We start from the raw sequence: 23,515 nt of genomic DNA, 5'->3' as shown, positions 1-23,515 counted from the left end.
CGCTAATATCTATTTTGTCCGTTCGATCGTGTGAGACTTAGCCACATTTAGTCCTAAACGCTTAGACAGTCGAGTCAGATTTGCTCGGTCTGTTTTCAGAACTCGTCCTGCTTGCGCCCAGTTAAAGTTAGCATCTTCCAACACTTCAGTAATGATGCTGCGTTGAAAATCGTCCGTCGCGCCACGTAAACCAGCGGATAGGTCGATCGTTGGTGTCGATAATGGTGTGTTTTTTACCTGTGTCGTCGCAATCGGTTGATCTTGGTCGAGTGGACCACAATCTTCTTTAGTGATTGTAACGAGGTTTTTGTTAGTGCTGCGAGCCAATGCTTTCAGTGCTGAACGGCTGATAACGTGTTCAAGCTCACGAACGTTACCTGGCCAACCGTAACGGTTTAGGAATACCAGAACATCAGAACGGAACTTAACTTGGTTGATACCAAGCTTACGGCGCGCTTGTTCTAGGAAGAAACCAGCTAATAAGCTGATGTCGTCACCGCGCTCTTTCAATGCAGGTACCGCGATAGGGTACACACTAAGTCGGTGATACAAGTCGGCTCTGAATCGACCGTCTTCAACTTCTTGCTTTAAGTCTCGGTTGGTTGCAGCCAGAACACGAACATCAATGGTTTGGATGTTGTCTTGGCCTACAGGTTGGATTTCGTTGTTTTGCAGCGCACGCAGTAACTTACTTTGTGCTGCCAAAGGCAATTCACCAATTTCATCTAAGAACAGAGTGCCGCCGTCGGCTAGGGCAAACTTACCTAAGCGGTTTTTGTCTGCGCCAGTAAATGCGCCACGAACGTGACCAAATAGTTCACTCTCTACCAAGTTCTCAGGAATAGCAGCACAGTTCACGTAGACCAGCGGATTACGCTTACGTTGCGATTGGTGGTGCAGGGTACGAGCAACGAGCTCTTTACCAACACCAGTATCACCATGAATCAGAATATTAAACTCAGACGGTGCTACAACCGCGATGTCGTTCTTAAGCGCGACCATGGTGTCACTGTTACCAATTAACTCGCCGCCGTCACGTTCCCACGCTTCTACGTTCAACTCTTCCAGTAATTGCTTTGACTGTTTTGCTTGATGCTCAAGTTGCGAGAAAGTCATCGCCATCTGCATGGTTGAAGCCGCAATAGCAGCGAGAACTTCTAGGTTACGAGCAGGAATATTCGCAAAGACATCAGGTTTTAGGCTGTCTAGGGTTAGCACTCCTAACAATTTGTCACCAAACAGCAGAGGCAAACCCATGCAGGCATGCATTGGCAAATCGCCGTCGTGGTCTATCAGTAAGCCATCGAAAGGATCAGGCAATGAGCTATCAGCATCAAAACGAACAGGAGAGCGTGATGCGCAAATCGCATCAAAGCGAGGGTGTTCCGAAATGATAAAGCGGCGACCGAATGTATCTCGACTGAGCCCTTGCATTGCGATGGGTACTAGCGTGTCGCCTTGAAGGCTTAAAAGCGCGACGCAATCACACGTTATGGTTTTACGAATGGCATCGATTAGGCGATTAAAACGGTCTTGATCGTTCACACCGCTGGCTAAACCAATGGTCATTTCCATGAGAGTGGATGCTGAGATATCTTGCATAAAGGGCTCATACTGTTTGTATTTTTATACATGGTAGAGTCTTTATGACACAAAAAAAAGGTCTTTTTGACTAAAGTTTGAAGTGGATTTTTGAAAGGATGCCAGACACAGCAAGCTTTCGCATGTTGGCACCGTTTGTGCAATGTGTCCATTACGTGTTGTCTATATGACTGAATAACTGACCTATAATTGATTTGAATCAATTAATGCCCATTTATCAGTCCACGTGATTCTCATAAAAAATGTAGCCAGAGAGCTCATTGAGAATGAATTGGTATAAAGTCATCTTTAAATAAAACTAGTCAATTTGACTCAAGTGGTCAAAAGACTAAGTGTTCGGAGTAAATCAATGCTAAACAATCTACATATCAACATCATCAAATCGACGATTCCTCTTTTAGAAAGCGCAGGCCCTGCTTTAACTCAACACTTCTATCAACGTATGTTCACGCATAACCCTGAATTGAAAGATATCTTCAATATGACTCACCAAAGAACAGGTCGCCAAGGTGTGGCACTGTTTGAAGCTATCGCGGCTTATGCTAAAAACATTGAAAACCTAGCAGCGTTAACCACCGCGGTTGAACGTATTGCACAGAAACACACAAGCTTTAACATTCAACCAGAGCACTATCAAATTGTTGGTTTGCACCTGATTGAAACACTACGTGAATTAGCTACTGAGGCATTTACTCCAGAAGTGGAAGAAGCATGGACTGCCGCTTACCTATTCTTAGCGCAAGTATTCATCGACCGTGAAGCTGAACTTTATCTACAGCGCAAGCAGGCTGTTGGTGGCTGGGAAGCAGCACGTGCATTCGTAATTGCAGACAAGATCGAAGAGTCAGCACTCGTAACAAGCTTCATCTTACAGCCAAAAGATGGCGGTGAGGTTTTGGATTACACACCGGGTCAATACATCGGCATTGAAGTGAAACCTGAAGGCGCACAATACAGCGAAATTCGTCAGTATTCACTGTCAGACAAGCCGAACGGAAAATACTACCGTATCTCTGTGAAGCGTGAAGGCCAAGGTCAAGAAACGCAAGGTGTTGTTTCTAACCACATGCACGATACCGTTGCTATCGGCGATGAAGTTAGCCTATACGCACCAGCAGGTGACTTTATGTATCAAGAGCGCAGCAAGCCAGTAACGCTCATCTCTGCAGGTGTGGGTGTAACGCCAATGCAGTCTATGCTTGAGTTCTTGAACAACGAGCAGAAAAACGAACCGGTTCTCTACCTTCACGCTTGTGAAAACGTAGGCCAACACTCTTTCACGACTCGTGTTAAAGACATTGTTGCCGACAAAGGTTGGGAAGCGAAAACGTGGTACATGAACAAAGACGAGTCTGCTTGTGAGAACACACATCAAGGTCAAATGGACCTAGCGTCTATCTCCGATACTAAAGGCTTTGAAGAGAGCGATTTCTACATCTGTGGACCTGTTGGTTTCATGAAGAACATCGTAGAGCAGTTAGACGCACTTAAAGTCGATCGCTCACGCGTACACTACGAAGTATTTGGCCCTCACGCTAACTTCTAATAGCTCTCGCCAGACTCGCCTGAACTATTAACACCTTGCCTATTCAAAGGCCTCACATTGTGAGGCCTTTTTTTGTTTGGTTCTGCTGTCTGACATATCGGATATTGGAGAATTCGGTCGAGCAAACTAAGCTCTTCTAGCTTCGGTCTAAGAACGTTTGACCTTTTTAGACATGTAGTCAGTATCAAAAAACTCAGGCCAGTACATTTTCACGTATCCACCTGCAACCCAAATCACTAGGATGGTTGCGATGGTTAACTCGAAGAAACCAAACTTGTGCAGCCAATACCATTGCGGGTATTCCGCGCCGAAAAACGTAGTTAGACGATGCATGGCAATAGCGCTGATCACGGAAGGGAAAGTGACGGCAGCAATCGAAGGTTGGAATTTCAGACGCATCAATCGTATGTAACACAAGTAGATCAGTAGCGTCATGGTGATAGCAATGCCAGCCAACGCGCCTGTTAGAATCGGGTCTGGGTTGTCGAAGTTAACCAAGTAAGCCGCTAAAGACAGGTTCACAGGTGCTGCCATGATGGCTAAGGTTGGTCTTGCTCTGCGTGGCAGGTTTCCTTCGAATACCAAGCGGTACAACACCACTGGCAGCATTAGGAAATAGATACCGATACAAGTGGCCGCAAGTGTTTCTGAAAAAACGGTGTGCCCAAATTGTGAACCTGCTAAGGAACTGCTGATTAACCCCACCGGATACAGAAACCAACTCGGTACAATGTTCGACATTTTGAAGTTGATGATCTGGAAACTAAAGAACAACACCATCATGGTAAAATGCAATAACAACGCGCAGAACCAGACTGGGTAAGCAATGACTGGAGAGATTTCGGCTAAATAGTCGCATAGAATCAATAACGCCATGCTCATTGGTGCCATCAAGCTTCCACTAAGCGGATGACGAATGTCATTGATGAAAGTATTAAAGCTGGTGAGATAACGAAGTAAAACGGGTAGCAATAACAGTGCGCCAAATGCAGCAAGGTAGGGGCGAATGATCTCACCAACCCCTGGCAGATATAATGCCCAAGCTTGTCCTAGTCCAATAACACCAAGTGCCAAAGACGCCTGAGATGGCGGCACATTTTTTACTTGGGTTAACCTTCTCCAGTTCAACGCCTTTCTCCAACTAGTTATTTATAGAATATGAGTCAATTATAGAATTTTTGCTCTAGAGTGAGCGCTCAGCTGTGTCCTCAATAGATGTTAAGGACACTCAAATAATTTTGAGTGGATGATAGCAAGTTTAACGTTTGCTTTTTTGATTTTGATACGAAATCGGGACATTAAGCACGAGGAAAGTGTGCTTTATTTTTTTGAGTGATTTATAAATACCGAACTGGGTTTGCTCATATATCAGTGGAACCTGACTGTATTAGTGGAACTTGACGAGTTACGTTTAAGTCCCACATTTGAACTACCGTTCTCAATGCCGTTAACGTACTTCCTCTTGCTGAGGGAGGTCTTGTTGTCTTAGCTTCTCGTTTTTCAGCGTACGGTTAAGCAGCTGACTGTAAATTGGCTGCCCACCTAACATTTGAGCAATGATTACCGCACCTAAGCAGGTGATGATCAACGGCAGGATCAGGTAGTAGTTATTGGTCATTTCAATAACCAACAGTATGCCAGTGATAGGCGCTCGTACGGTGGCGGCAAATAATGCGCCCATGCCAGCAATCGCAAACATACCCGGCTCTATATTCAGTTCAGGGAAGAATGCCGCCGCGATAAGCCCAAACGCGTAACCAAAGAGCGTTCCTAGAGCAAGCATTGGTGCAAAGATACCACCCGGTGCACCAGAGCCGAAACAAAGTAGCGTGGTGAGCACGCGCCCTAAAAAGATTAACAGCAGCACGTTTGCGCTGTAGTTGCCATTAGTGATATTCGGGATGATACCAATACCACCGCCAGTCAACTCCGGTATATAGAGCAGCAATAAGCCAAAGCAACCGCCCAGCAGGGAACCTGTCATTAAGTAGCGTTTACGGTCATTCTTGTGTATTGCCACAAACAGGTCTTGCGAGAGTGTAATCAGCTTATTGAAAATCACACCAAACAGGCCGAACAACACGCCTAACAACAAGAATAACCACAGAGCATCCAGTTCAGGCGGTTGGTATTGAGGCATTGTGATGACGGCAGACTGTCCGTTGATTGATCGAAAAACGATGTTGGCTGAAACCGCGGAGATGATGACGGCTTTAATTGATATGAGTGAGTAGCGAAACTGTGGTCTCATCTCCTCGACCACAAACATGATCCCAGCCAGAGGTGCGTTGAATGCGGCGGCTAAACCACCTGCGGCACCCGAAGCCAACAGTGAGTGGCGAGTGTCGTCATCTTTGACTCGAAAGATATCGGTGACCATGCGACCAATACTGCCGCCCATTTGAACGGTTGGTCCTTCTCGACCTAAAACCATACCAGAACCTAATGCGCCCATACCGCCAAAGAATTTTACTGGCAATACTCTCCACCATCGAACTGGGCGCATACCGTCCATCGCCCCTTCAATTTCAGGGATGCCTGAGCCTGCAGCCTCTGGAGCAAAGCGATGAACGAGGAAGTAACCAATAAAGGCAAATGCAGCACTAATAAGGAAAGCGGCAAGCCAAAGGGGTAAATAGCTACCGATTTCATCTTTAAGCCAATCGGTACGAGTTTCTGTGATGAAATGAACCGCGACTTCGAAATAGGTACCCACCACACCAGCAAGTACACCTACAATACAAGAAAGAAAGAGAACGGAAGCGGGTGTCTTATCTCTTGAGAGAAATTGATTAATAGCATCCCTTGGCATTTTGGCTAATAAGGATTGCTTAATTTTCTCTCTTCTGGTCATTGAGATAAGGCTCCTGAATGGGTTAAGGCGGGTTTGTCGTAAATTATACGCGTCCTCTGCATATCCTATAGCAGCAAAGATGAAAAGTTGAATTTCATTTATGGAATGTGCGTGTTACATAAATAGAATCTATGGGCAATTGTGGAATCGCCGTCACAATTTTGATCGATTCTCTGGTGGTGGCTTGAATATCCCCAAAAATGAACCATAGTTAAATCGTAAAGCAACATAACGAACCGCAAGGAGAAGTGAGGTTTTACACACAATTTGGATGGATTCAGAAACAAAGTTTTAGTTCCTCGTTAAATGTTCAGGTCGATATTTAAGGCTTCCTGATTCGCGAACTCACGATTGAGTAACGAGGGTGAGGCGTACTGAGTAAGTACGCCTTTAGTTCGTCTGGAGCATCCAACTTTCACATCTACTTATCTACTTATCTACTTATCTACTTATCTATTTACCCTCTATTTATCTCTACTCTTATCTCTTCTGATTATATCTGCGCCATATCTCTATTAATGAATCTCAGTATAAACAATCGATTGGGGTCAACTTTTCGGTGATTGAGTATATACTCCTTGAAAAAGGAGAACTGATATGACCAAAAAAGTTCCTACAAACATAATTACGGGTTTTCTGGGTGTCGGTAAGACGACCGCTATTTTGAACCTACTGAAAAACAAACCTGAGAATGAAAACTGGGCTGTTCTGGTTAATGAATTCGGGGAAATCGGCATTGATGGCGCATTGATGACAGATCAAGGCGCTTTGATTAAAGAAGTACCGGGTGGTTGCATGTGTTGTACTGCAGGTGTGCCTATGTCGGTGGGCATTAATGCTTTACTGCGCCAAAAGCCAGACCGTTTATTGATTGAGCCAACTGGGCTTGGTCACCCTAAACAGGTTATTGCGACACTAACTTCAGATCAATACGCACCTTATGTTGATTTAAAAGCGACGCTTGGCTTGGTTGACCCACGAAACTTATCCAATGAAAAGTACACGTCGAATCAGAATTTCAATGATCAACTGGACAGTGCAGATGTGATTCTTGGTACTAAGGTTGACCTTGTTCATTCTGAAGACATCGATGCGTTCAATGATTGGGTGACGGATCAAACGCCAGCCAAAGTCTTCCACAAGCTAATCCACGATGGTGAAGTGCCATTGGAAGTGTTGGATATTGAAAGAGTATATGGCAGTGCTTCCTCTCATATTGAATCGCACCATCACGATCACGCTGAACAAGAGCCTCAATTCCAACTTCCTCCCGGTGAAGCTTTCATCCGAAAAGAGAACAAAGGACAAGGCTACTTTAGTTGTGGTTGGCTATTTGGCGCAGAGCATAAATTTGATTTTGATGAGCTATTCTCTATGTTGTCGGATCTAACGGCTGAGCGTGTAAAAGCGGTGGTGAATACTGACCAAGGTTGTTACGCGTTTAACGTGGCGAATCAAGTCGTATCAGTGAATGAAATTTCCCTTGATGGCTTCGAATCTCGACTTGAAGTGATTGACTCTCAACAGATGCCTTGGGCTGAGCTCGAACAGATTTTGCTTAAGCTGTGTGGTATCAAATAGCTCAATTATCCTGTTTGAAACGATGATTCTGGTGTTTGCTTCGCGGATGGTGAAGTAAACACCAGATTAAATGAGAAAGTTTGCGTTATATCACGATAAATGTGAGATAAATCACTCTAATTACTTTATAGTGCTCGGCTGAAATAAGAATGTAGGCTGTCTGCTTAAGGAACCCGTAACAATGTCATTTTCTTCTCAAGGTTTTGCTCCTGAATTAGTCAAAGCGTTGACTGAGTGTGGTTATGAAAAACTCACTCCAATTCAACAAAAAGCGATTCCAATGGCTCGTAAAGGCCATGATATTTTTGCTACTGCTCAAACCGGTACGGGTAAAACAGCGGCATTCTCATTGCCTGTTATTCAGAGTCTTCTGAATAGCGGTAAAAAAGCATCTCGTGGTACGGCTCGTGGCCTAATTCTTGCGCCAACTCGTGAGTTAGCTGCGCAAATCGCTCAAAACATTAAGGACTACGTTAAATACACTGAACTAAGCGTTTCTGCGGTTTACGGTGGTAACAAAATGTCTTCACAAGTTCGTCAATTAGAACTGGGTGTGGATATTTTGGTTGCAACGCCAGGCCGTTTAGAAGAGCACTTAGAAGCGGGTAACGTGTCTATCGCAAACCTAGAATTTCTAGTATTCGATGAAGCTGACCGTATCCTTGATATGGGCTTTATCAATGCCGTTCGTAAGATCATGTTGGATGTAGAAACGTCTCCACAAATCATGATGTTCTCGGCAACGACTTCTACTCAGCTAAACCAATTGTCTGTTGATATTTTACGTAAACCAAAACGTATTAGTGTTGAGCGTGAAAACTCAACGGCTGCTACTGTCGGTCACGTGGTTTACCCAGTAGATCAAGAGCGTAAAACAGAACTGCTTTCTGAGCTTATTGGCCGTAAAAACTGGCGCCAAGTTCTTGTATTCGTGAACTACAAAGAAACAGCGAATGATGTGGTAAAAGAGCTTAAGCTAGACGGCATCAAAGCAGTACTTTGTCACGGTGATAAAGCGCAAAGCGCTCGTCGTCGTGCTCTGGATGACTTTAAAGAAGGCAGAGCGCGTGTAATGGTAGCAACCGACGTTGCGGCTCGTGGTCTTGATATCGAAGACTTACCACACGTAATTAACTACGACATGCCTTTCCTAGCGGAAGATTACGTTCACCGTATTGGCCGTACAGGTCGTGCTGGTAAACAAGGTCACGCGATTTCTTTCGTTAACCGCGAAGAAGAGCTGACTGTTGTTCAAGTTGAAACACTGATTCAACAACGTATTCGCCGTGTCGAACAACCAGGTTATGAACCGAAGAAACGTGATGCTTACATCGAGAAGTTGAACACAAAATCGGCTTACAAAAACCGTCAGGGTCGCAAGAACAACGCGAGTGAAGAGCCTCAAGATCAAGCAAGCGCTGAACGTCGTTTGACTATGATGAAGCGAATTAAAAACCGTCGTAAGTAATTACGGTTGGTGATTGAAAAGAGCCACGGTGATGTGGCTCTTTTTGTTTTAGTACTGTTCTGTTTATAAAAGCTCTTGGTATAAATAAACCTAATTCAGTAGCGAACTCTAATGTGTGTTGATTCAATAATCAGCGCTCTCAGACAGTAATTAAATTTTGGGTAACTTCAGTTATCAGATAACACTAAGCCAGTAAGGTAATGATATGGATAGCGCACTACTTTGGGCTTTTATTCCCACGTTCTTCTTTGTTTCAATCACGCCTGGTATGTGTATGACCTTGGCTTTGACACTAGGAATGAGTGTGGGGTATAAGCGCACATTATGGATGATGATTGGTGAACTGGCCGGTGTCGCTGTAGTTTCTATTGCCGCGGTATTGGGTATTGCATCTATTATGTTGAACTACCCGTGGCTATTTACGGGCTTCAAATTTGTTGGTGCAGCTTACTTGTTCTATTTAGGCGTTCAGATGTGGCGTTCAAGAGGCAAACTGGCGATCAGTACTGACAACCAAACAACTAAAGTCAGTAATGATTGGGACTTGGTGGTTCAAGGCTTCGTGACAGCTATCGCGAATCCGAAAGGTTGGGCATTCATGATTTCGTTATTGCCTCCTTTCATTAACAGTAATAAAGACTTAGCCCCGCAATTGTTGATTTTAGTGTCTATTATTCTGGTTTCTGAATTTGTCTGCATGACCTTGTACGCGACAGGCGGAAAGAGCCTAAAACATATGCTGGGTAAAGCCGATAACGTTAAGTTGATGAACCGTATAGCAGGTACGTTAATGATGGGCGTTGGTGTGTGGTTGTTCGTGAGTTAACTGTAATTATACAGGTAGAAAGATCCCTGACTCAGTCGTTCCTCTTTCTCGAGGATGACGGTGAGTGCTTTGGAGGGAAGAGCAGTGTACGAAGCCGAAGATCATTAGTTGAATCAAAGAGCGTATAGAATTTAAAAAGAGCGATAGGGCATTTGGCCTTATCGCTCTTTTTGATTTTACTTAGCTAGCGAACAGTAACTAGATAACAGTAAGGTTGCTGATTTTAGCTAGATTTGCTTATTAAACCGCAATTTCACCGCCGTCTTCACGGCGAATCACAACCGTAGATGCTCTTGGACGAACGTTGCCCTGAGTCTGAGCCGTTGCATCTTCAGACGATGGCCAGTTGGCTGGGTGTTGAATGTTCACAAATAGTGATTTGAAATCCGGGCTGATGGTAAAGCCAGTTACTTCACATCCGTTTGGACCAACAAAGAAGCGTTTAAGCTGTGCTTGGTTGTTTGCATCAATCACCGCGCTGTTGCCGTTGTCATCCGTTAACTGAGATGGAACCACTGCCAGCATTTGGTCATTGGTGTAACCCGTTACTTCATCTGCGCCGTTATCTGTCTGAATCCACAAGATGCCACGAGCATCAAACGCTAAGCCGTCAGGGCTGGCGAACTGGTTCATGTCTGTTAAACCTGAGCGGTTAATAGACTTGTCTTCCACTGCTGGAGAGCCAAATACGAAGATATCCCAATTGAACTCGCCTGCTGTTTTGCCTTCATCCCAACGAATAACATGACCGAACTTGTTGTCTACGCGAGGGTTCGCAGAGTTCGCTTCTTTACGCTTGTTGTTATTAGTTAGCGTTAGGTAAGCCGTACCTGTCATCGGGTCAACAGAGCACCATTCAGGGCGATCCATTGGCGTTGCGCCTACAAGGTCGGCTGCGCCTGCGGTATTAATGATAAGTGCTGCTTGAGAATCAAATGAATCACCTAACTTACCGCCGTTTGTGGTCTTACTGCTCAGAGTCAGTGGTAGCCAAGTGCCTGAACCATCATCGTTGAACTTAGCCACATACAGTGTGCCTTTGTCCATGTACTTGTCACCCGCACTTAGGCGATTGCTCGGCTCTGCATCACGCGGGTCCCATTTCTCTTCAGAAACGAATTTGTACAGGTATTCAAAGCGCGAATCGTGACCAGAGTAGAATACGATCGGCTCGCCTTCAGTCAACTTACCAAACGTACAGCCTTCGTGACGGAAACAACCCAGTGCAGAACGTTTCTTAGCGCGAGAGTTTGCTGTGTATGGGTCGATTTCAACAATGTAGCCGTGACCGTGTGCTTCGTTACGGTAATCGTCCATTGCTGACTCACCTGTTGGTGTTACGTCAAAGCGTGCAAACTCGTCTAAGCGTTCTTGTTTGTTACCTGAAAGCGTGTCCCAACCGTAACGTGTTTTGTCGGTAGCGATACCAATACGTTCTTGCGCTGGCGTTGTCTCGCCTTTGTTCACGAAATAACCCGGCCAGTTTTCTTCACACGTTAGGTAAGTGCCCCATGGCGTGTAGCCATTACCACAGTTGTTCAACGTGCCACGAGCTTGGCTGCCGTCTTGTGAGAACTTGGTTTTGGTAAATTCACTGTGAGCAACGGGGCCAGACAGATCCATCACTGTCGCGCCTGTGTAGCGGCGGTTCAGTGGGTCGTTATCGACCATCACCCATTGGTTGCCTTCCAGTTTCACTCGAACAACACTCACGCCGTGCGCGTTGATCTCTTTACGTACTTCATCAAGGCTAGGGCGAGCGCCTTCGTTGTATGTTGGGCCGTTGGCGTGCAGTGCTTTTTGGTCGATGTATTCGTGGTTGATCACCAACAAACCGTCGTTGCTGTTGCCATTAAGCGGGAAGAAGTGCATGCCATCGTGGTGCATGCCCAGTGAGTTAGCTTGATCTTGTGCGTTGTTGGTGCCGTCTTTTAACCAAGCCTTGCCTTGCTTGTTAAGTGGAGTACCCCAAGGAACTAATACCTGTGCTGTATAGCCTTTTGGTACAACGACACTGTCTGTCAATGATCCTTTAACCGATTCGAATGCAAGTGTTGCAGTGCTTTTTTGGGCGCCCGTTGCTTGCATTGTCGTAGCGTTAGCCGTGCTGTGGCCTGCTAAACCAAACGCGCCAAAGGCGGTCATTGCACTGATGCCTAAACCGCCTTTCAGAACGTTTCTTCTTGAAAGGTTCGCATCTAGAACTTCTTCGAAAGGCTTGTTGTTACTCTTGTTAAAACGAGTGCTATCAAATGTTTCCTTGCTCATCGGGACTGCTTCCTGTTGGCTGACTTTATTATTCGTTATTTATGACTTACCCACTTACTAATGAATTGGTTAATAACTTGGGCTGATGTGTGAGCAATCGTGAAGCAGTTAAGTGACAGATTTTTATAGTTTTGATTAAGGTTTTGTTTCTGTAGCACGATTTTTGCTGCTAACCCTCTCGTGCAATACAAAACTCTTGGGAATTAACGGAGAACTGTGTATAAATGCTTTATCAAACGAAAAGAGAGACAGTTATGAAATTAGATAAAATCGAAAACAAAAATCGCCGCCTACGCAAGAAGTTATACCTAGGTGAATTCGCTATTCTAGGTTTTGAGGTAAGCTGCACGACTTCGATTGCTGATTTTGACCAATACGATGTGTTCATCGATGAATTTATCGATTTTATCGACAGCATCGGCCTGTGCTTTGGTGGCGGTGGTTTAGAGCTGTTCGAAGGTTTCTTATGTTCTATTGAGCGCTACCGTTCAGTGACAGAAGCCGAGCAACTGCAAGTTGCACAATGGCTTGAAGCTCGCGCAGAAGTAAGCAAAGTTGAAGTAAGCGAACTTGTTGACGCAAACTACGCATTCTAAATTGGTGTTGTTCGGCTAGCTCAGTTGGAAGCGAATAGAGCTTTCCTGAGATAAGCTTTATACATCAGTGAAAGGCCCAGTCGATATATCGATTGGGCCTTTTTACGTTTGGTCAGCGCTATTCTTGAACCATGATTTCTTGTGTAACTCTCATTTCTAGAACGAGAGTTTCTATTTACATGTCAGTCTCTTAAGTCTGTCTTTCTGGATAGTAAGAAGTTTGAATAAACTTGTGAGAGTTTTATGAGAATTCAATGAAGTTGCTGATAGATTTGATCGCCATTCTTAGAGTCAACAACACCACAGTTCGTTCTGGCAAATGTAACGGTATATTACTGTTATTAGTTTTGTTGGCAACGATAGGACTCGATAAAGGATGGAATCAAAATGAACAAACGTACTCAAATCAGCTTAGTGATTAGCTCGGCTATGTTGGCCTTCGGAGCGGCTCAGGTTCAGGCTGCAGAGCTTGAGGTGACCGTTACCAACGCAACGAAAGGGATCTACTTTACGCCTATCTTGGCAGCCGCTCATGACTCCAGCTTGTTCATGTTTAGAACGGGTGAGAGTGCTTCTGCGGAATTAGAATCGATGGCCGAAGGTGGTGATATTTCAGGTCTATCGAGTTTGATTGCTAACGCGGGTGGTGTGGTGGTAGAAAACCCAGCTAGCGGAATTCTTAACCCGGGCGTCGCAACTACGTTTGATATCGACACTGGTGATTTAGCTTACTTGTCATTGGGTGCAATGCTGCTGCCAACCAACGACGGTTTTGTTGGCTTAGACAGTTGGAAAATCCCAACTCAAGCGGGCACCTACAAAGCGACCCTCAATGGCTATGACGCAGGCACAGAAGCCAATGATGAGCTAGCGGGCAGCATGCCAAACCCGCCATTTATTACCTTTGGTGCTGGTGGTACCGGAGTTGAAACTGCAGTGTCAAACGCTAAGGTTCATATTCATCCGGGTAACATTGGTGATAGTGATGCGGCGGGCGGCATCAGTGACCTCGATAGCAGCAGCCATCGTTGGTTAAACCCTGTTGCAACTATCACCATTGTTGTGAAGTAAGGGGGATGTATGAAAGCTAGAATTCTATTTATCGCTGCATCTGTCGCCGTATTAGCGGGTTGTCCTGACGATGACGACGATTACTATCGCTATGATGTGAGTGTGACTAACCTCACTCCAAACCAGCCGATGTCGCCACTCGCGGTATTGACTCACAATAATAGCTTCAATCTGTTTGAAATCGGGCAAAGTGCCTCGGTCGATCTTGAATACTTAGCGGAAGGTGGCAGCAATGCTCAATTGCTGGCACTAAGCGACAGTGATGCCAATGTTTATCAAGGCATCTCTGGCAATGGTTTGATTCTTTCAGGTGAAAGGGACACTGTTTCAATCCGTGTCGATCCTAACCAAGAAGGCTACCTCTCCGTCGCTTCAATGCTGGTAAACACTAATGATGCGTTTGTTGGTGAATCCGGTTTGTCGCTCAAGTCATTAGCCGTGGGTGATACCTTCGTCATGAACATGAATGTTTGGGATTCGGGGACTGAGCTGAATGACGAGCTTGCTGCGACTATTCCGGGGCCTGCCGGCGGTGGTGAAGGCTTTAACACTACAAGAAATGACACGGATGTAGTGAGCTTCCATGCAGGTGTAATAAGCCAAGATGATGGCCTGACGACGTCGGCATTAAGTGGCAACCATCGCTTCCTTAACCCAGGCGCAAGAATCACTATTACTCGAACTGAGTAGCCGATTAACTGAGTTAAAGGTGTAATGAAAGAATTCCTGCTCTGTTCCGGTCAATCTTAGGTGGGCAGACTCCGAATAGAGCAGGGATCATGAATAGTGCTGCGGTAAATTTGATGGCAAACATATTGTTGGTCGAAGACGATGATGACTTGGCAGAACTGGTGCAAATGCATCTCAAGTTCCAAGGTCATGACGTAACAAGAACCAACTCAATTGATAAAGCTAACGCGTTATACAGTAATGATCAGTTTGATTTGGTTGTACTTGACCGAGGCTTGCCTGATGGAGATGGGCTCGATTTTTGTCGAATGTTACGTCAGCAAGAGGACTGGACACCTGTATTGATGCTAACGGCAAGAGATGCGGAGCTAGACAAGGTGTCGGGTTTAGAAGCTGGCGTCGATGATTACATCACTAAACCATTTAGCGTGCTGGAGTTTCAAGCTCGCGTGAGGAACGTACTACGCCGTCTAAACCATGTTGAATCAACCGGCCAGTCTACCTCAACAATAGAATCGATTATGAGTTTTGGTGGGCTCACCATCCAACCTGAGCGCCATCAGGTTTCACTTAACAACCAAGATGTCCCGTTGACTGCAACAGAATTTACCTTACTTCACTTTTTAGCCACCCGACCGGGACGCGTATACAGCAAAGACGAGTTGCTCGATCATGTTTGGAACACTCATCACTCTGGCTACCACCACACTGTGTGTAGCACGGTCAACCGTCTAAGAACCAAGCTTGCCATGCCCAATAGCGATGATGATTTCATTAAAACCGTTTGGGGTGTCGGATACAAGTTTGAATCGAAAGTATAGGTTTATGTATCGCTTTCTAAGCTTATTAAAAAGTCAGTAAGATCTACGAGCCATAGAGGAGAGAACATGAGTTTTAAATCGCGTTTAGTATTGTTCACAAGTTTGTGGTTTCTGTTGGTGAGTGTGGTCATCGCCTACACTTATCATTGGCAAAAAGAGACCATAGAACAAAGAACCAAGCAGAGCTTACATAAAGATCTGGCAGTTCATATGCGTGATGATAATCCTCTCATGATTGGTACCGACTACAACCCCAAAGCACTCAAATCTATATTCCATACATTGATGTTGATAGGACCTGATTTCGACATCTATTTTCTTGATAGTCAGGGCAATATCACTACACATGCGGCGCCTGAAGGTACCCAATTATCGAGCCAAATCGATTTAGCGCCTATCCAACAGTTTTTAAATGAAGGGGCTTATCCTATCTTGGGAGAGGACCCGATTAACCCCGAGTCACCTAAAGTCTTTTCTGTTGCGGCGATTGAAGAGCTTGGTTCTACTGTCGGCTATTTGTATGTGGTTATTGGAAGTAATCGCCATACTGTGATTACTAATTCCCAGGTTGATACGCCATATATCGCGCTAGCAGGGCTTGTGCTGGTTTCTATCTTGGGCTTTGCAATTGGTGCGTATCTGTTAGTGAAACGCAGCTTGTTGAACCCAATAGAGGCGGTAACCAATAAATTGCAGCAACAAGCTGAACAAGACTTTAGGTTAGAACCTAATTTCACACACCAAGTACCAGAATTAGTGCCCATAGCACGTTCTTATCAATTGATGGCGAAACACATTCAACAACAATTCTTGCAACTTGAATATCAATCCTCGCATCGTAGACAAAGCTTATTACAGCTCAGTCACGATTTGAAAACGCCGCTTTCCAGTGTGCTTGGTTATTTAGAAACATGGAAGATTCAAAATCCGCAATCGGATCCGCTGATCGACGTTGCTTACCGCAATGGCAACAAGTTGTCTGAACAGCTCCATTCACTACTCGATAGCGCCAAAAATGATAACCCTGTGCCGAGCTATCAGTATGCTTCGATTGATATCAATGTGTTGATGGGAGAGTGCTTAGAGACGATACAAAGCCAATACTTGCAGAAAAATGTTCAGATCAATATCGAAATACCAGATGGGATTAAGGCTGTAGGTGACAGTGATTTGCTTGAGAGGTTGATCTTGAATCTGCTAGATAATGCGTTGAGGCATAGTCCAAGTGGAACGGTGGTATCGATGAATGTTGGTCTAGAAGCTGATTCAAAACGGGTGAAAGTGGTTATACACAATGAGATCGAGTTGGAAGCACCCAATGGATCGCTGGGTATTGGGACTAAAATCGCCCAGTCGATACTGATGTTGCATCACAGCGTGTTAGAAACAACAAAGGCAGAGAACTCATTTCAGCAAAGTTTCTACTTGCCTTCGGTATAGCCCTGTCTGCCTTCGGTTCGGAGATATTCGAGTCTATCCGTTTTCTTTGTCGTCATTCACTTTGGCATAGAAGTGAAGCAACTCTGTTAGCTCTTTTACCCAACCAAACGCTTCTGTCGGTGCTTTCAACAAAATCTTCTCGACTTTATCACAGTGAGTTTCAAGGCTGATCGCTTGCTCAAGGTTGAACGACATTGCATAGAAGTGCCAAAGCAATAGTCGAGTCATGCGCTCGATGTTTTGTTGCGAGTTATCCGACTCACTAAACGCAAGATTCACTTCACTCAGCGCGATTGCAGTCATTCTAAGCATCGCATCAAACTTCGCTGATTGCATACGCTCTTCATTGGTCACTTCTTCCTGTTCGAACGTAAACAGTTCCGTCATTGCATCTTCAGGGACAAGGCGATGAATCATTCTTAAACTAAATTCTTCTAGTTCTTCACGAGGCATGTTGTTTAAGCAAGTTAAAGTGTAATCGCGTTGCATGGTGTTCTCTTGGATCTGCAAAAAGGTCGGACAGTTTAATGGAGAAGCGAGCTCAGAAAAAGGAGATTTTAGATAAGCCTACGTTTGTAGGCTTATCTGTGTACTACAAGCCCTAAAATTGATGTTTAGGGGAACTGTATTTATGTTGGAACGCAGTATCAGGCTTTACTATGGCTTGGCGGTTGATACTGCATAGACTGGTCGTTTCTCATGAAAATGTTGCTCGCGACCAAGCTGCCGATACAAATTGAACCAAGTGCTAACCAAGTCATCGTATCCGGAATCTCGTTAAACAGAGGGATCGCCAACAACGTTGCAACGGCAGGTGTTGCACTGCCAAAGGCGGCTGAACGCTCTGCCCCTAACGTGTTTACAGCATATAAATAAGTGAAAGCCGCGATTAAACCTGCACCAACGCCTTGTACCGCTGAATGTATGGCAAGTTCTGTGACTGGCCATTGAGCAATTGGTGTGCTCATTAAATGGCTAGGGAGGGTTCCTGTAAGGATAAGGATCAGCAATAGCAAAGTGGAACAGAATGAAATGAAACCCGCACTCACAAGCGCATTAAGATTGGCAACACGTGCTGAGATGGTAAAAGTTGCCCACATTAAGCTGCCACACAAAAACAACAAGTGACCTTTGGTGTATTCAAAGTTGAAGCTGCTTAAGCTATTTCCTAGAAACAACAATATCCCGAGTAAAACAAGACCTAAACCAACGACACGGTGTCGGCTAAGCGGTTGTTTAAAAAGGAGTACCGCGATTCCTGTTACAAACAGAGGAAGCGTTCCCGGAACCAAAGCACTCCCGTGTGATACCGGAACAAACTGCATGGCTGTCCCTGCAACGAGTAAATAAGGCAACCCGCACCCCACGAACATACCGGCCAAGTATCGATTCGGGACAGCAGCGATCGTGCTGCGTGCTTTCCACATCAAAGGCAATAGCACCAATGCAGGTATGAGGAATCGAGTCAGTGCGATGTCTGCAGGTGTTAAGTCTGAATTTGCGCCGCCTTTAAGAGAAAGGAAAAAGCTCGCCCAGATGAGCAGAGTGACAATAATAGATAGATAGCCAAGCTTCATAATAAATAAGGAAAGTGGATGATGACTCATTATGAGGTACTTGGTGTGCCACAGGTTGGCAAGTTTTGTTCTAACTTGAGTTATGGTTGATGATTTCTGCTAATATTTTCCGAATTGTTAATGAATTTAACCAATGATCGGTATTTACTATGGATAGAATTGATAGACATCTTCTTGAGTTGCTTCAGAAAGACGGCAGGCTAACCACGGCTGAGCTAGCTGATGAGGTTGGCTTATCAGCTTCACCGTGCGCAAGGCGCATTAAAAGGCTAGAAGAGAAAGGAATCATTGACGGTTATCGCGTGAGCTTGTCGCGAGAGCACGTTGGGATTGCGATGAGTGTGTTCGTTGAAGTGAGTTTAAACAACCATCAAGAAGTGTCGATCGATAAGTTCGAAGGCGCAATTGTAGATATGGAAGAGGTGATAAGTTGCCACGTGGTGTCTGGCGCTTATGATTATCTGTTGGAAGTTGTTAGCCCAAATCTTATGGCTTATGAAGCATTTACAAGAAAGCTACAGCGGCTCTCTAACGTAAAAGATATACATACTCATCTTGCGATTAGGCAAGTGAAAGGCAATGCGCCACTTCCGGTTTATACTGACTAAGCTATAGGTAGGGGAGACGTCTTTGGGTGAAATGAGCTGAAAACGAAATGACTTTCGTTGTTAAACTAGGGTGCCGCTGCTCTTAAAGACTGTCGTCAAATACCAGATGCGCAGCAATAAAAAACGGAGCGCCTCGCGAAAGGCACTCCGTATATGATAGGTGCAAAACTTAGTGATACTTAAAGTTAGAGATTGAACAATCCCCAGTTTGAGCGTTAATTCTGAATGAGAAAGCATGTGAATGATAATCCACACCGTCATTCCAAATCGTCTCTCCAAATATCTTACATAGCTCTAGCTCACTTACTGAACCGAACTCTTCCATGTGTTTAGCTACAGATAAAAGTTTACCTCTTATCTCCGCAGTCCATTCCGTGTTACTCAAGCAGTTGAAAGCCATAGTTTTTTGCATATTACCTAGCCAAAATGTTTCTTGTTATTAAGTTATATGAATAATCATGATAACAATTTCTTGGCGTTTGTAAATCTATTTTGTGATGAATATCTCATATGCTCGCTTGCATTGGTCGGAAATTGAACTTTATTGTTGATAGTTCGCACATTAGTTTTACAACTTATTGATAAAGCTTTGATTAACGACTTATCTGACTATTTTGGCTTGAGGGAAGCATATTTATCGGAAAAATCCAGTCGAGAAAGCGATGAAACCTAGAAATGTTTTCAGTTTGGGTCATCGTTTGTCGGTTGGTTTGTATGGCGTGCTTCGTCAATCATCGTGGCTTCTTTGCGGTATTTTGAAGACAGCTGACGGAACTTTTCACTGAGTGTATGGAGATCTCGGGAGAGTGATTGCGAGCTTGTTACGTGCAACTGTGCGCTTTCAGTTTGGCGCGGTAGCTTTGCTTTAGCACAGTGTTGAGCCACGGCTTGCCATGAGTGGATGAGAGATTGAGCTCCATCTAATTCAGTAGAGACTACGTATGCTTGCTTTAACAAAACCTCAGAGACATCATAAGCGGTATTCATATGACTATTGAGCTGCACATTAAACCTTTCTTCATATTTTTCCCAAAGCTCAATGATCTGTGTTTCGTTGAAGTGTTTAGATAGCAGAGTTTGTGACTCGTAGGTTGAGAGAACTTGGTTGAACTCTTTGGTGTATTGGTTGTAGCGATCTTCATATACGAGTTGGCGATCCAATAATGTTTGCCAGTTTTCACGATCGCAATGGCTTGCGACCGCGGCATTGGCAATCAAAGGCACACTTACAATGATAACCTTCACCCAAAAACTCATGACTTTCCTCTACTTACTGCGTTCTCTATAGAGAGTATAGATGAGCAGCAGCATGAGTTGATGTACACTTGAAAGATACCTAAAACGGAAGAGCTGGTGGAATTGGATGAAAAAAGCGCTGATCGCTTTACTTGTGTTGTTAATATTGGGCGGAGGAGCGGCGTATTACTTCTTTGTTATGAAGAAAGACTCACCACCAGCAGACAAAACCGAAGAGTCCGTTGAAGACGTTGCTCAGCCTGAAGCTGATTTAAAACCGATCATGGATCTTCAACCTGAACCAGAACAGACCGAATTTTACGTTTTGGATAGAAAGCTCGAAGTGGTAGAGCAGCCTGAAATTGATGGGTTGATAACAGATTACCTCTATAAAAGTGAAAAGGTCGAAGTGTTAGAGAAACAAGGCGAATGGGCTCGTATCTCAGATTACATCGTTCTAAAAGAAGGCGGGCCACAGACAGCCGAATGGGTTTCGATGTCTGGCCTATCCAATGATGAAGTGATTATTTCTGAGAAAGAAAGCATCGAGATATTGGATTCTTATTTGGTTAAATCCGACGATCTTAAGATCCATAAAGAGAAGTTCCGCAATACGGTGGCAGAATTGAGCTCTGATGGCGAATGTGACCCAAGTGACTTCGAAGAATTGGGTGGTTGGGTGAAATCGGTAAAGTACAGTGACCGAGATGTCTATTTTATTTATTGCGGCGGACTATCGCTTGAAAATAAAATTTATTTAGATGTAAATACAAATGAAATATTTACGAAGTAGAATCCTGCGCTCTATTTATTAATAACATTTACTTAAGCCCATTCATAGATTGAGTGGGCTTTTTTTGTCTATTCATAATGTTCATCTTTCCAATCCAGAACGTTAATTATATTGAGGTTTATATAGAATGATAAGGAACCATTTATTAATGACTAATTAGAGTTTTGTTATTATTCTCATGATCAATCATTTCAAATTCCCACATTGCATTCTTCTTGAAACAAGCTGAGAGATATAGGTTTGTCTCGTATTAACAAAGACTTATCTGCTTGGTGATAAAAGTAAAATTAAATAAACATTATTAAAATCAAAGTATTGCGTGGTTTTACATCCATGTAACATTTCATTGATTTTGGGACGAAAGTCTAGTTTTTAATCATGATATGAAAATATTTTATATTTGTAATAATAATTTTTTATTTTGAGCTGTAGGGTTTAAATAAAGAAAAACGTAAAGTTAAATTTTCGACTAAGACATTATCTTATTAACATCATTGTTATTTAATCGCTTGTAAGGGATGGAACCATTAATGAAAAAGCTTGCTTTAATTACAGGATCAAAAGGCGGTATCGGCTCAGCAATTTCTTCTAAATTAGTCGCGGATGGCTATCGTGTTATCGCGACCTATTTTACTGGGAATTATCAGTGCGCACTGGATTGGTTTAATGAAAAGCAATTTACTGAAGATCAAGTGCGATTGTTTGAATTAGATGTCACCAACACCGCTGAATGTGCACAGAGCTTAAGCAAGTTGTTAGAAGAAGAAGGCACGGTGGATGTTTTGGTCAACAACGCAGGTATTACTCGTGACAGCGTCTTCAAAAAGATGGATGCCGAAGCTTGGAAAGATGTGATTGAGACTAACCTCAACAGCCTTTTCAATGTGACACAGCCTCTGTTTGCACCTATGTGCGAAAAGGGCAATTGCCGAGTCATCAATATTTCTTCAGTCAATGGCTTAAAAGGTCAGTTTGGACAAACTAACTATTCGGCGGCTAAAGCGGGAATGATTGGTTTTTCAAAAGCACTGGCGGCTGAAGGTGCAAGAAGTGGAGTGACAGTAAACGTGGTTGCCCCTGGCTACACAGGCACGCCTATGGTTGAGCAAATGAAGCCTGAAGTCCTTGATTCAATTAAAAACCAAATCCCAATGAAACGTTTAGCGACGCCTATAGAAATTGCAGACGCAGTGGGCTTTTTAGCAAGTGAATCTGGCGCGTACATTACAGGCGAAACACTGTCTGTGAATGGCGGCTTGTACATGCACTAATTGGCGAAACTGAAGGGAATGGAATAATGGAAAAAGTCTTTATTGTTGCGGCTAAACGTACTCCTATTGGTGCATTCACCGGGTCGCTAAAAAACGTATCTGCGGGCGAGTTAGCTGGCGTTGCGATCAAAGGCGCGTTGGAGTCCGTAGATCTTTCGTTGGATGCGATTGATGAAGTGATCGTTGGTAATGTAATTTCGGCAGGTCAAGGCATGGGGGTTGCTCGTCAAGCTTCCATCTATGCAGGGTTACCTGAGGAAACACCTGCATACGGTGTGAACATGATTTGCGGCAGCGGCATGAAATCGGTGATGGACGCAGCGTCGCACATCAAAGCACAAGATGCTGAAGTCGTTATTGCGGCGGGTGTTGAGGTGATGTCTCAGATTCCTTTGATTGTGCCACCGAGTATTCGCAACGGACACAAGATGGGTGACATCTCGATGAAAGACTTGTTGGTGGGTGATGGGTTAACCGATGCGTTCAATCACTACCACATGGGCATGACCGCTGAAAACATTGCCAACGCTTTGAATATTTCGCGTCTCGCACAAGATAACTACGCGTTAGAAAGCCAACAGAAAGCAGTTGCTGCGATTGAAGCGGGTAAGTTCAACGAGCAAATCGTGCCTGTAGAAGTTAAGCAACGCAGACAAACCGTCACTTTTGATACCGATGAGTATCCGAAGTCAGACGCGACATTCGAAGCTCTACAAAAGCTTCGTCCAGCCTTCGACCGAGAAGGAACGGTCACCGCTGGTAATGCTTCGGGCATCAATGATGGCGCAAGTGCCATTATCTTAGCGTCTGAATCTGCGGTCTTGAAATACGGCCTGACTCCACTGGTAGAGCTGAGCAGCTACGCACAATCGGGTTTAGACCCGAAGATCATGGGATTGGGCCCAGTAGAAGCAGTATCTAAAGCGCTAGATAAAGCGGATTTAACTTTAGAAGAAGTTGAGCTATTTGAGCTGAATGAAGCCTTCGCTGCACAGGCGTTAGGCGTAATGTACCAGTTGTCTGAACAACATGATCTGCCGCTTGAAGCGTTCAAATCTAAAGTTAATGTCAACGGTGGCGCTATCGCACTTGGTCACCCTCTAGGGGCATCAGGTAACCGAATTATTGTTTCACTCATCCACGAAATGATCGAGCAACATACCAATTATGGTGTTGCTTCGCTTTGTGTGGGCGGGGGAATGGGAACCGCCGTTTTGCTGAAAGGTATTGAGGATTAGAACTCGACATGCCGTAGGCGAGCCAATTG

The 23,515-nt window shown here is 44.3% G+C and carries 21 protein-coding genes; 13 read left to right on the top strand and 8 right to left on the bottom strand.

The window, feature by feature from the left end:
• Positions 1-9 precede the first annotated feature (9 nt).
• Positions 10-1,602 (bottom strand): nitric oxide reductase transcriptional regulator NorR, encoded by a 1,593-nt coding sequence (gene norR, locus L3V35_RS01770; protein ID WP_237298188.1) that lies wholly within the window; start codon positions 1,600-1,602, stop codon positions 10-12.
• Between the two features lie 349 nt (positions 1,603-1,951).
• On the opposite strand from norR, the gene hmpA reads away from it, so the two are divergent.
• Positions 1,952-3,148, top strand: a complete 1,197-nt coding sequence (gene hmpA / locus L3V35_RS01765) for an NO-inducible flavohemoprotein (RefSeq protein WP_017078299.1) — start codon at positions 1,952-1,954, stop codon at positions 3,146-3,148.
• 147 nt (positions 3,149-3,295) lie between these two features.
• On the opposite strand, the gene L3V35_RS01760 is transcribed toward hmpA, so the two are convergent.
• On the bottom strand, positions 3,296-4,243 hold the full coding sequence (locus tag L3V35_RS01760; RefSeq protein WP_004731381.1) for a TDT family transporter: 948 nt from the start codon (positions 4,241-4,243) through the stop codon (positions 3,296-3,298).
• A 352-nt stretch (positions 4,244-4,595) separates the two neighbouring features.
• Positions 4,596-6,002, bottom strand: coding sequence for a H(+)/Cl(-) exchange transporter ClcA (gene clcA, locus L3V35_RS01755; protein WP_017078301.1), 1,407 nt, complete (start codon positions 6,000-6,002; stop codon positions 4,596-4,598).
• A gap of 597 nt (positions 6,003-6,599) precedes the next feature.
• On the opposite strand from clcA, the gene L3V35_RS01750 reads away from it, so the two are divergent.
• The 3 genes from L3V35_RS01750 to L3V35_RS01740 all read left to right on the top strand — a co-directional run bounded on the left by L3V35_RS01750 (position 6,600) and on the right by L3V35_RS01740 (position 9,877).
• Complete coding sequence (locus tag L3V35_RS01750) at positions 6,600-7,583, top strand: GTP-binding protein (protein WP_237298187.1); 984 nt, start codon at positions 6,600-6,602, stop codon at positions 7,581-7,583.
• Positions 7,584-7,764: 181 nt separating this feature from the next.
• Positions 7,765-9,051: a DEAD/DEAH box helicase gene (locus tag L3V35_RS01745; protein WP_054545580.1), complete on the top strand. Its 1,287-nt coding sequence runs from the start codon at positions 7,765-7,767 to the stop codon at positions 9,049-9,051.
• A 205-nt stretch (positions 9,052-9,256) separates the two neighbouring features.
• A complete protein-coding gene (locus L3V35_RS01740; protein WP_004731394.1) occupies positions 9,257-9,877 on the top strand; it encodes a LysE family translocator in 621 nt (206 codons plus the stop codon).
• A gap of 240 nt (positions 9,878-10,117) precedes the next feature.
• Here the strand turns inward: L3V35_RS01740 and L3V35_RS01735 are convergent, their stop codons facing one another.
• On the bottom strand, positions 10,118-12,145 hold the full coding sequence (locus L3V35_RS01735; RefSeq protein ID WP_237298186.1) for a PhoX family phosphatase: 2,028 nt from the start codon (positions 12,143-12,145) through the stop codon (positions 10,118-10,120).
• A gap of 254 nt (positions 12,146-12,399) precedes the next feature.
• On the opposite strand from L3V35_RS01735, the gene L3V35_RS01730 reads away from it, so the two are divergent.
• From L3V35_RS01730 to L3V35_RS01710, 5 genes are all read left to right on the top strand, one after another.
• On the top strand, positions 12,400-12,741 hold the full coding sequence (locus tag L3V35_RS01730; protein WP_004731398.1) for a YggL family protein: 342 nt from the start codon (positions 12,400-12,402) through the stop codon (positions 12,739-12,741).
• Positions 12,742-13,128: 387 nt separating this feature from the next.
• Positions 13,129-13,812 (top strand): spondin domain-containing protein, encoded by a 684-nt coding sequence (locus L3V35_RS01725; RefSeq protein ID WP_237298185.1) that lies wholly within the window; start codon positions 13,129-13,131, stop codon positions 13,810-13,812.
• A 9-nt stretch (positions 13,813-13,821) separates the two neighbouring features.
• Positions 13,822-14,502, top strand: a complete 681-nt coding sequence (locus tag L3V35_RS01720; protein ID WP_146457766.1) for a spondin domain-containing protein — start codon at positions 13,822-13,824, stop codon at positions 14,500-14,502.
• An 89-nt stretch (positions 14,503-14,591) separates the two neighbouring features.
• Entirely contained in the window at positions 14,592-15,323 is a 732-nt protein-coding gene (locus L3V35_RS01715) for a response regulator transcription factor (RefSeq protein WP_102553570.1), read from the top strand.
• 66 nt (positions 15,324-15,389) lie between these two features.
• On the top strand, positions 15,390-16,763 hold the full coding sequence (locus L3V35_RS01710; protein WP_237298184.1) for a HAMP domain-containing sensor histidine kinase: 1,374 nt from the start codon (positions 15,390-15,392) through the stop codon (positions 16,761-16,763).
• 33 nt (positions 16,764-16,796) lie between these two features.
• Here the strand turns inward: L3V35_RS01710 and L3V35_RS01705 are convergent, their stop codons facing one another.
• Together L3V35_RS01705 and L3V35_RS01700 are read right to left on the bottom strand one after the other, a co-directional pair.
• The gene (locus L3V35_RS01705; protein ID WP_054545573.1) at positions 16,797-17,252 is read right to left on the bottom strand and encodes a hypothetical protein; all 456 of its coding nucleotides are present in this window, start codon (positions 17,250-17,252) and stop codon (positions 16,797-16,799) included.
• 158 nt (positions 17,253-17,410) lie between these two features.
• On the bottom strand, positions 17,411-18,340 hold the full coding sequence (locus L3V35_RS01700; protein ID WP_237298925.1) for a DMT family transporter: 930 nt from the start codon (positions 18,338-18,340) through the stop codon (positions 17,411-17,413).
• 149 nt (positions 18,341-18,489) lie between these two features.
• Between L3V35_RS01700 and L3V35_RS01695 the strand changes: the two genes are divergently transcribed.
• Positions 18,490-18,948: an Lrp/AsnC family transcriptional regulator gene (locus L3V35_RS01695; protein WP_237298183.1), complete on the top strand. Its 459-nt coding sequence runs from the start codon at positions 18,490-18,492 to the stop codon at positions 18,946-18,948.
• A gap of 169 nt (positions 18,949-19,117) precedes the next feature.
• Here the strand turns inward: L3V35_RS01695 and L3V35_RS01690 are convergent, their stop codons facing one another.
• A complete protein-coding gene (locus L3V35_RS01690) occupies positions 19,118-19,360 on the bottom strand; it encodes a hypothetical protein (protein ID WP_017062621.1) in 243 nt (80 codons plus the stop codon).
• A gap of 269 nt (positions 19,361-19,629) precedes the next feature.
• A complete protein-coding gene (locus L3V35_RS01685) occupies positions 19,630-20,205 on the bottom strand; it encodes a hypothetical protein (RefSeq protein WP_237298182.1) in 576 nt (191 codons plus the stop codon).
• A 106-nt stretch (positions 20,206-20,311) separates the two neighbouring features.
• Here L3V35_RS01685 and L3V35_RS01680 point away from each other — a divergent pair, with 106 nt between their 5' ends.
• The 3 genes from L3V35_RS01680 to L3V35_RS01670 all read left to right on the top strand — a co-directional run bounded on the left by L3V35_RS01680 (position 20,312) and on the right by L3V35_RS01670 (position 23,486).
• Positions 20,312-20,977, top strand: coding sequence for an SH3 domain-containing protein (locus tag L3V35_RS01680; RefSeq protein ID WP_237298181.1), 666 nt, complete (start codon positions 20,312-20,314; stop codon positions 20,975-20,977).
• A 530-nt stretch (positions 20,978-21,507) separates the two neighbouring features.
• Positions 21,508-22,248 carry an SDR family oxidoreductase gene (locus tag L3V35_RS01675; protein ID WP_054545568.1) on the top strand — a complete coding sequence of 247 codons (741 nt, stop codon included), beginning with the start codon at positions 21,508-21,510 and terminating at the stop codon, positions 22,246-22,248.
• A gap of 26 nt (positions 22,249-22,274) precedes the next feature.
• Positions 22,275-23,486, top strand: coding sequence for an acetyl-CoA C-acetyltransferase (locus L3V35_RS01670; RefSeq protein ID WP_237298180.1), 1,212 nt, complete (start codon positions 22,275-22,277; stop codon positions 23,484-23,486).
• The last annotated feature ends 29 nt before the right edge of the window (positions 23,487-23,515 follow it).

Source organism: Vibrio sp. L5-1, assembly GCF_021728315.1.
Classification (GTDB): Bacteria; Pseudomonadota; Gammaproteobacteria; order Enterobacterales; family Vibrionaceae; genus Vibrio; species Vibrio splendidus_K.
Note: the sequence above shows the minus strand (reverse complement) of the source record. Positions and strands in the feature narration are given on the sequence as shown.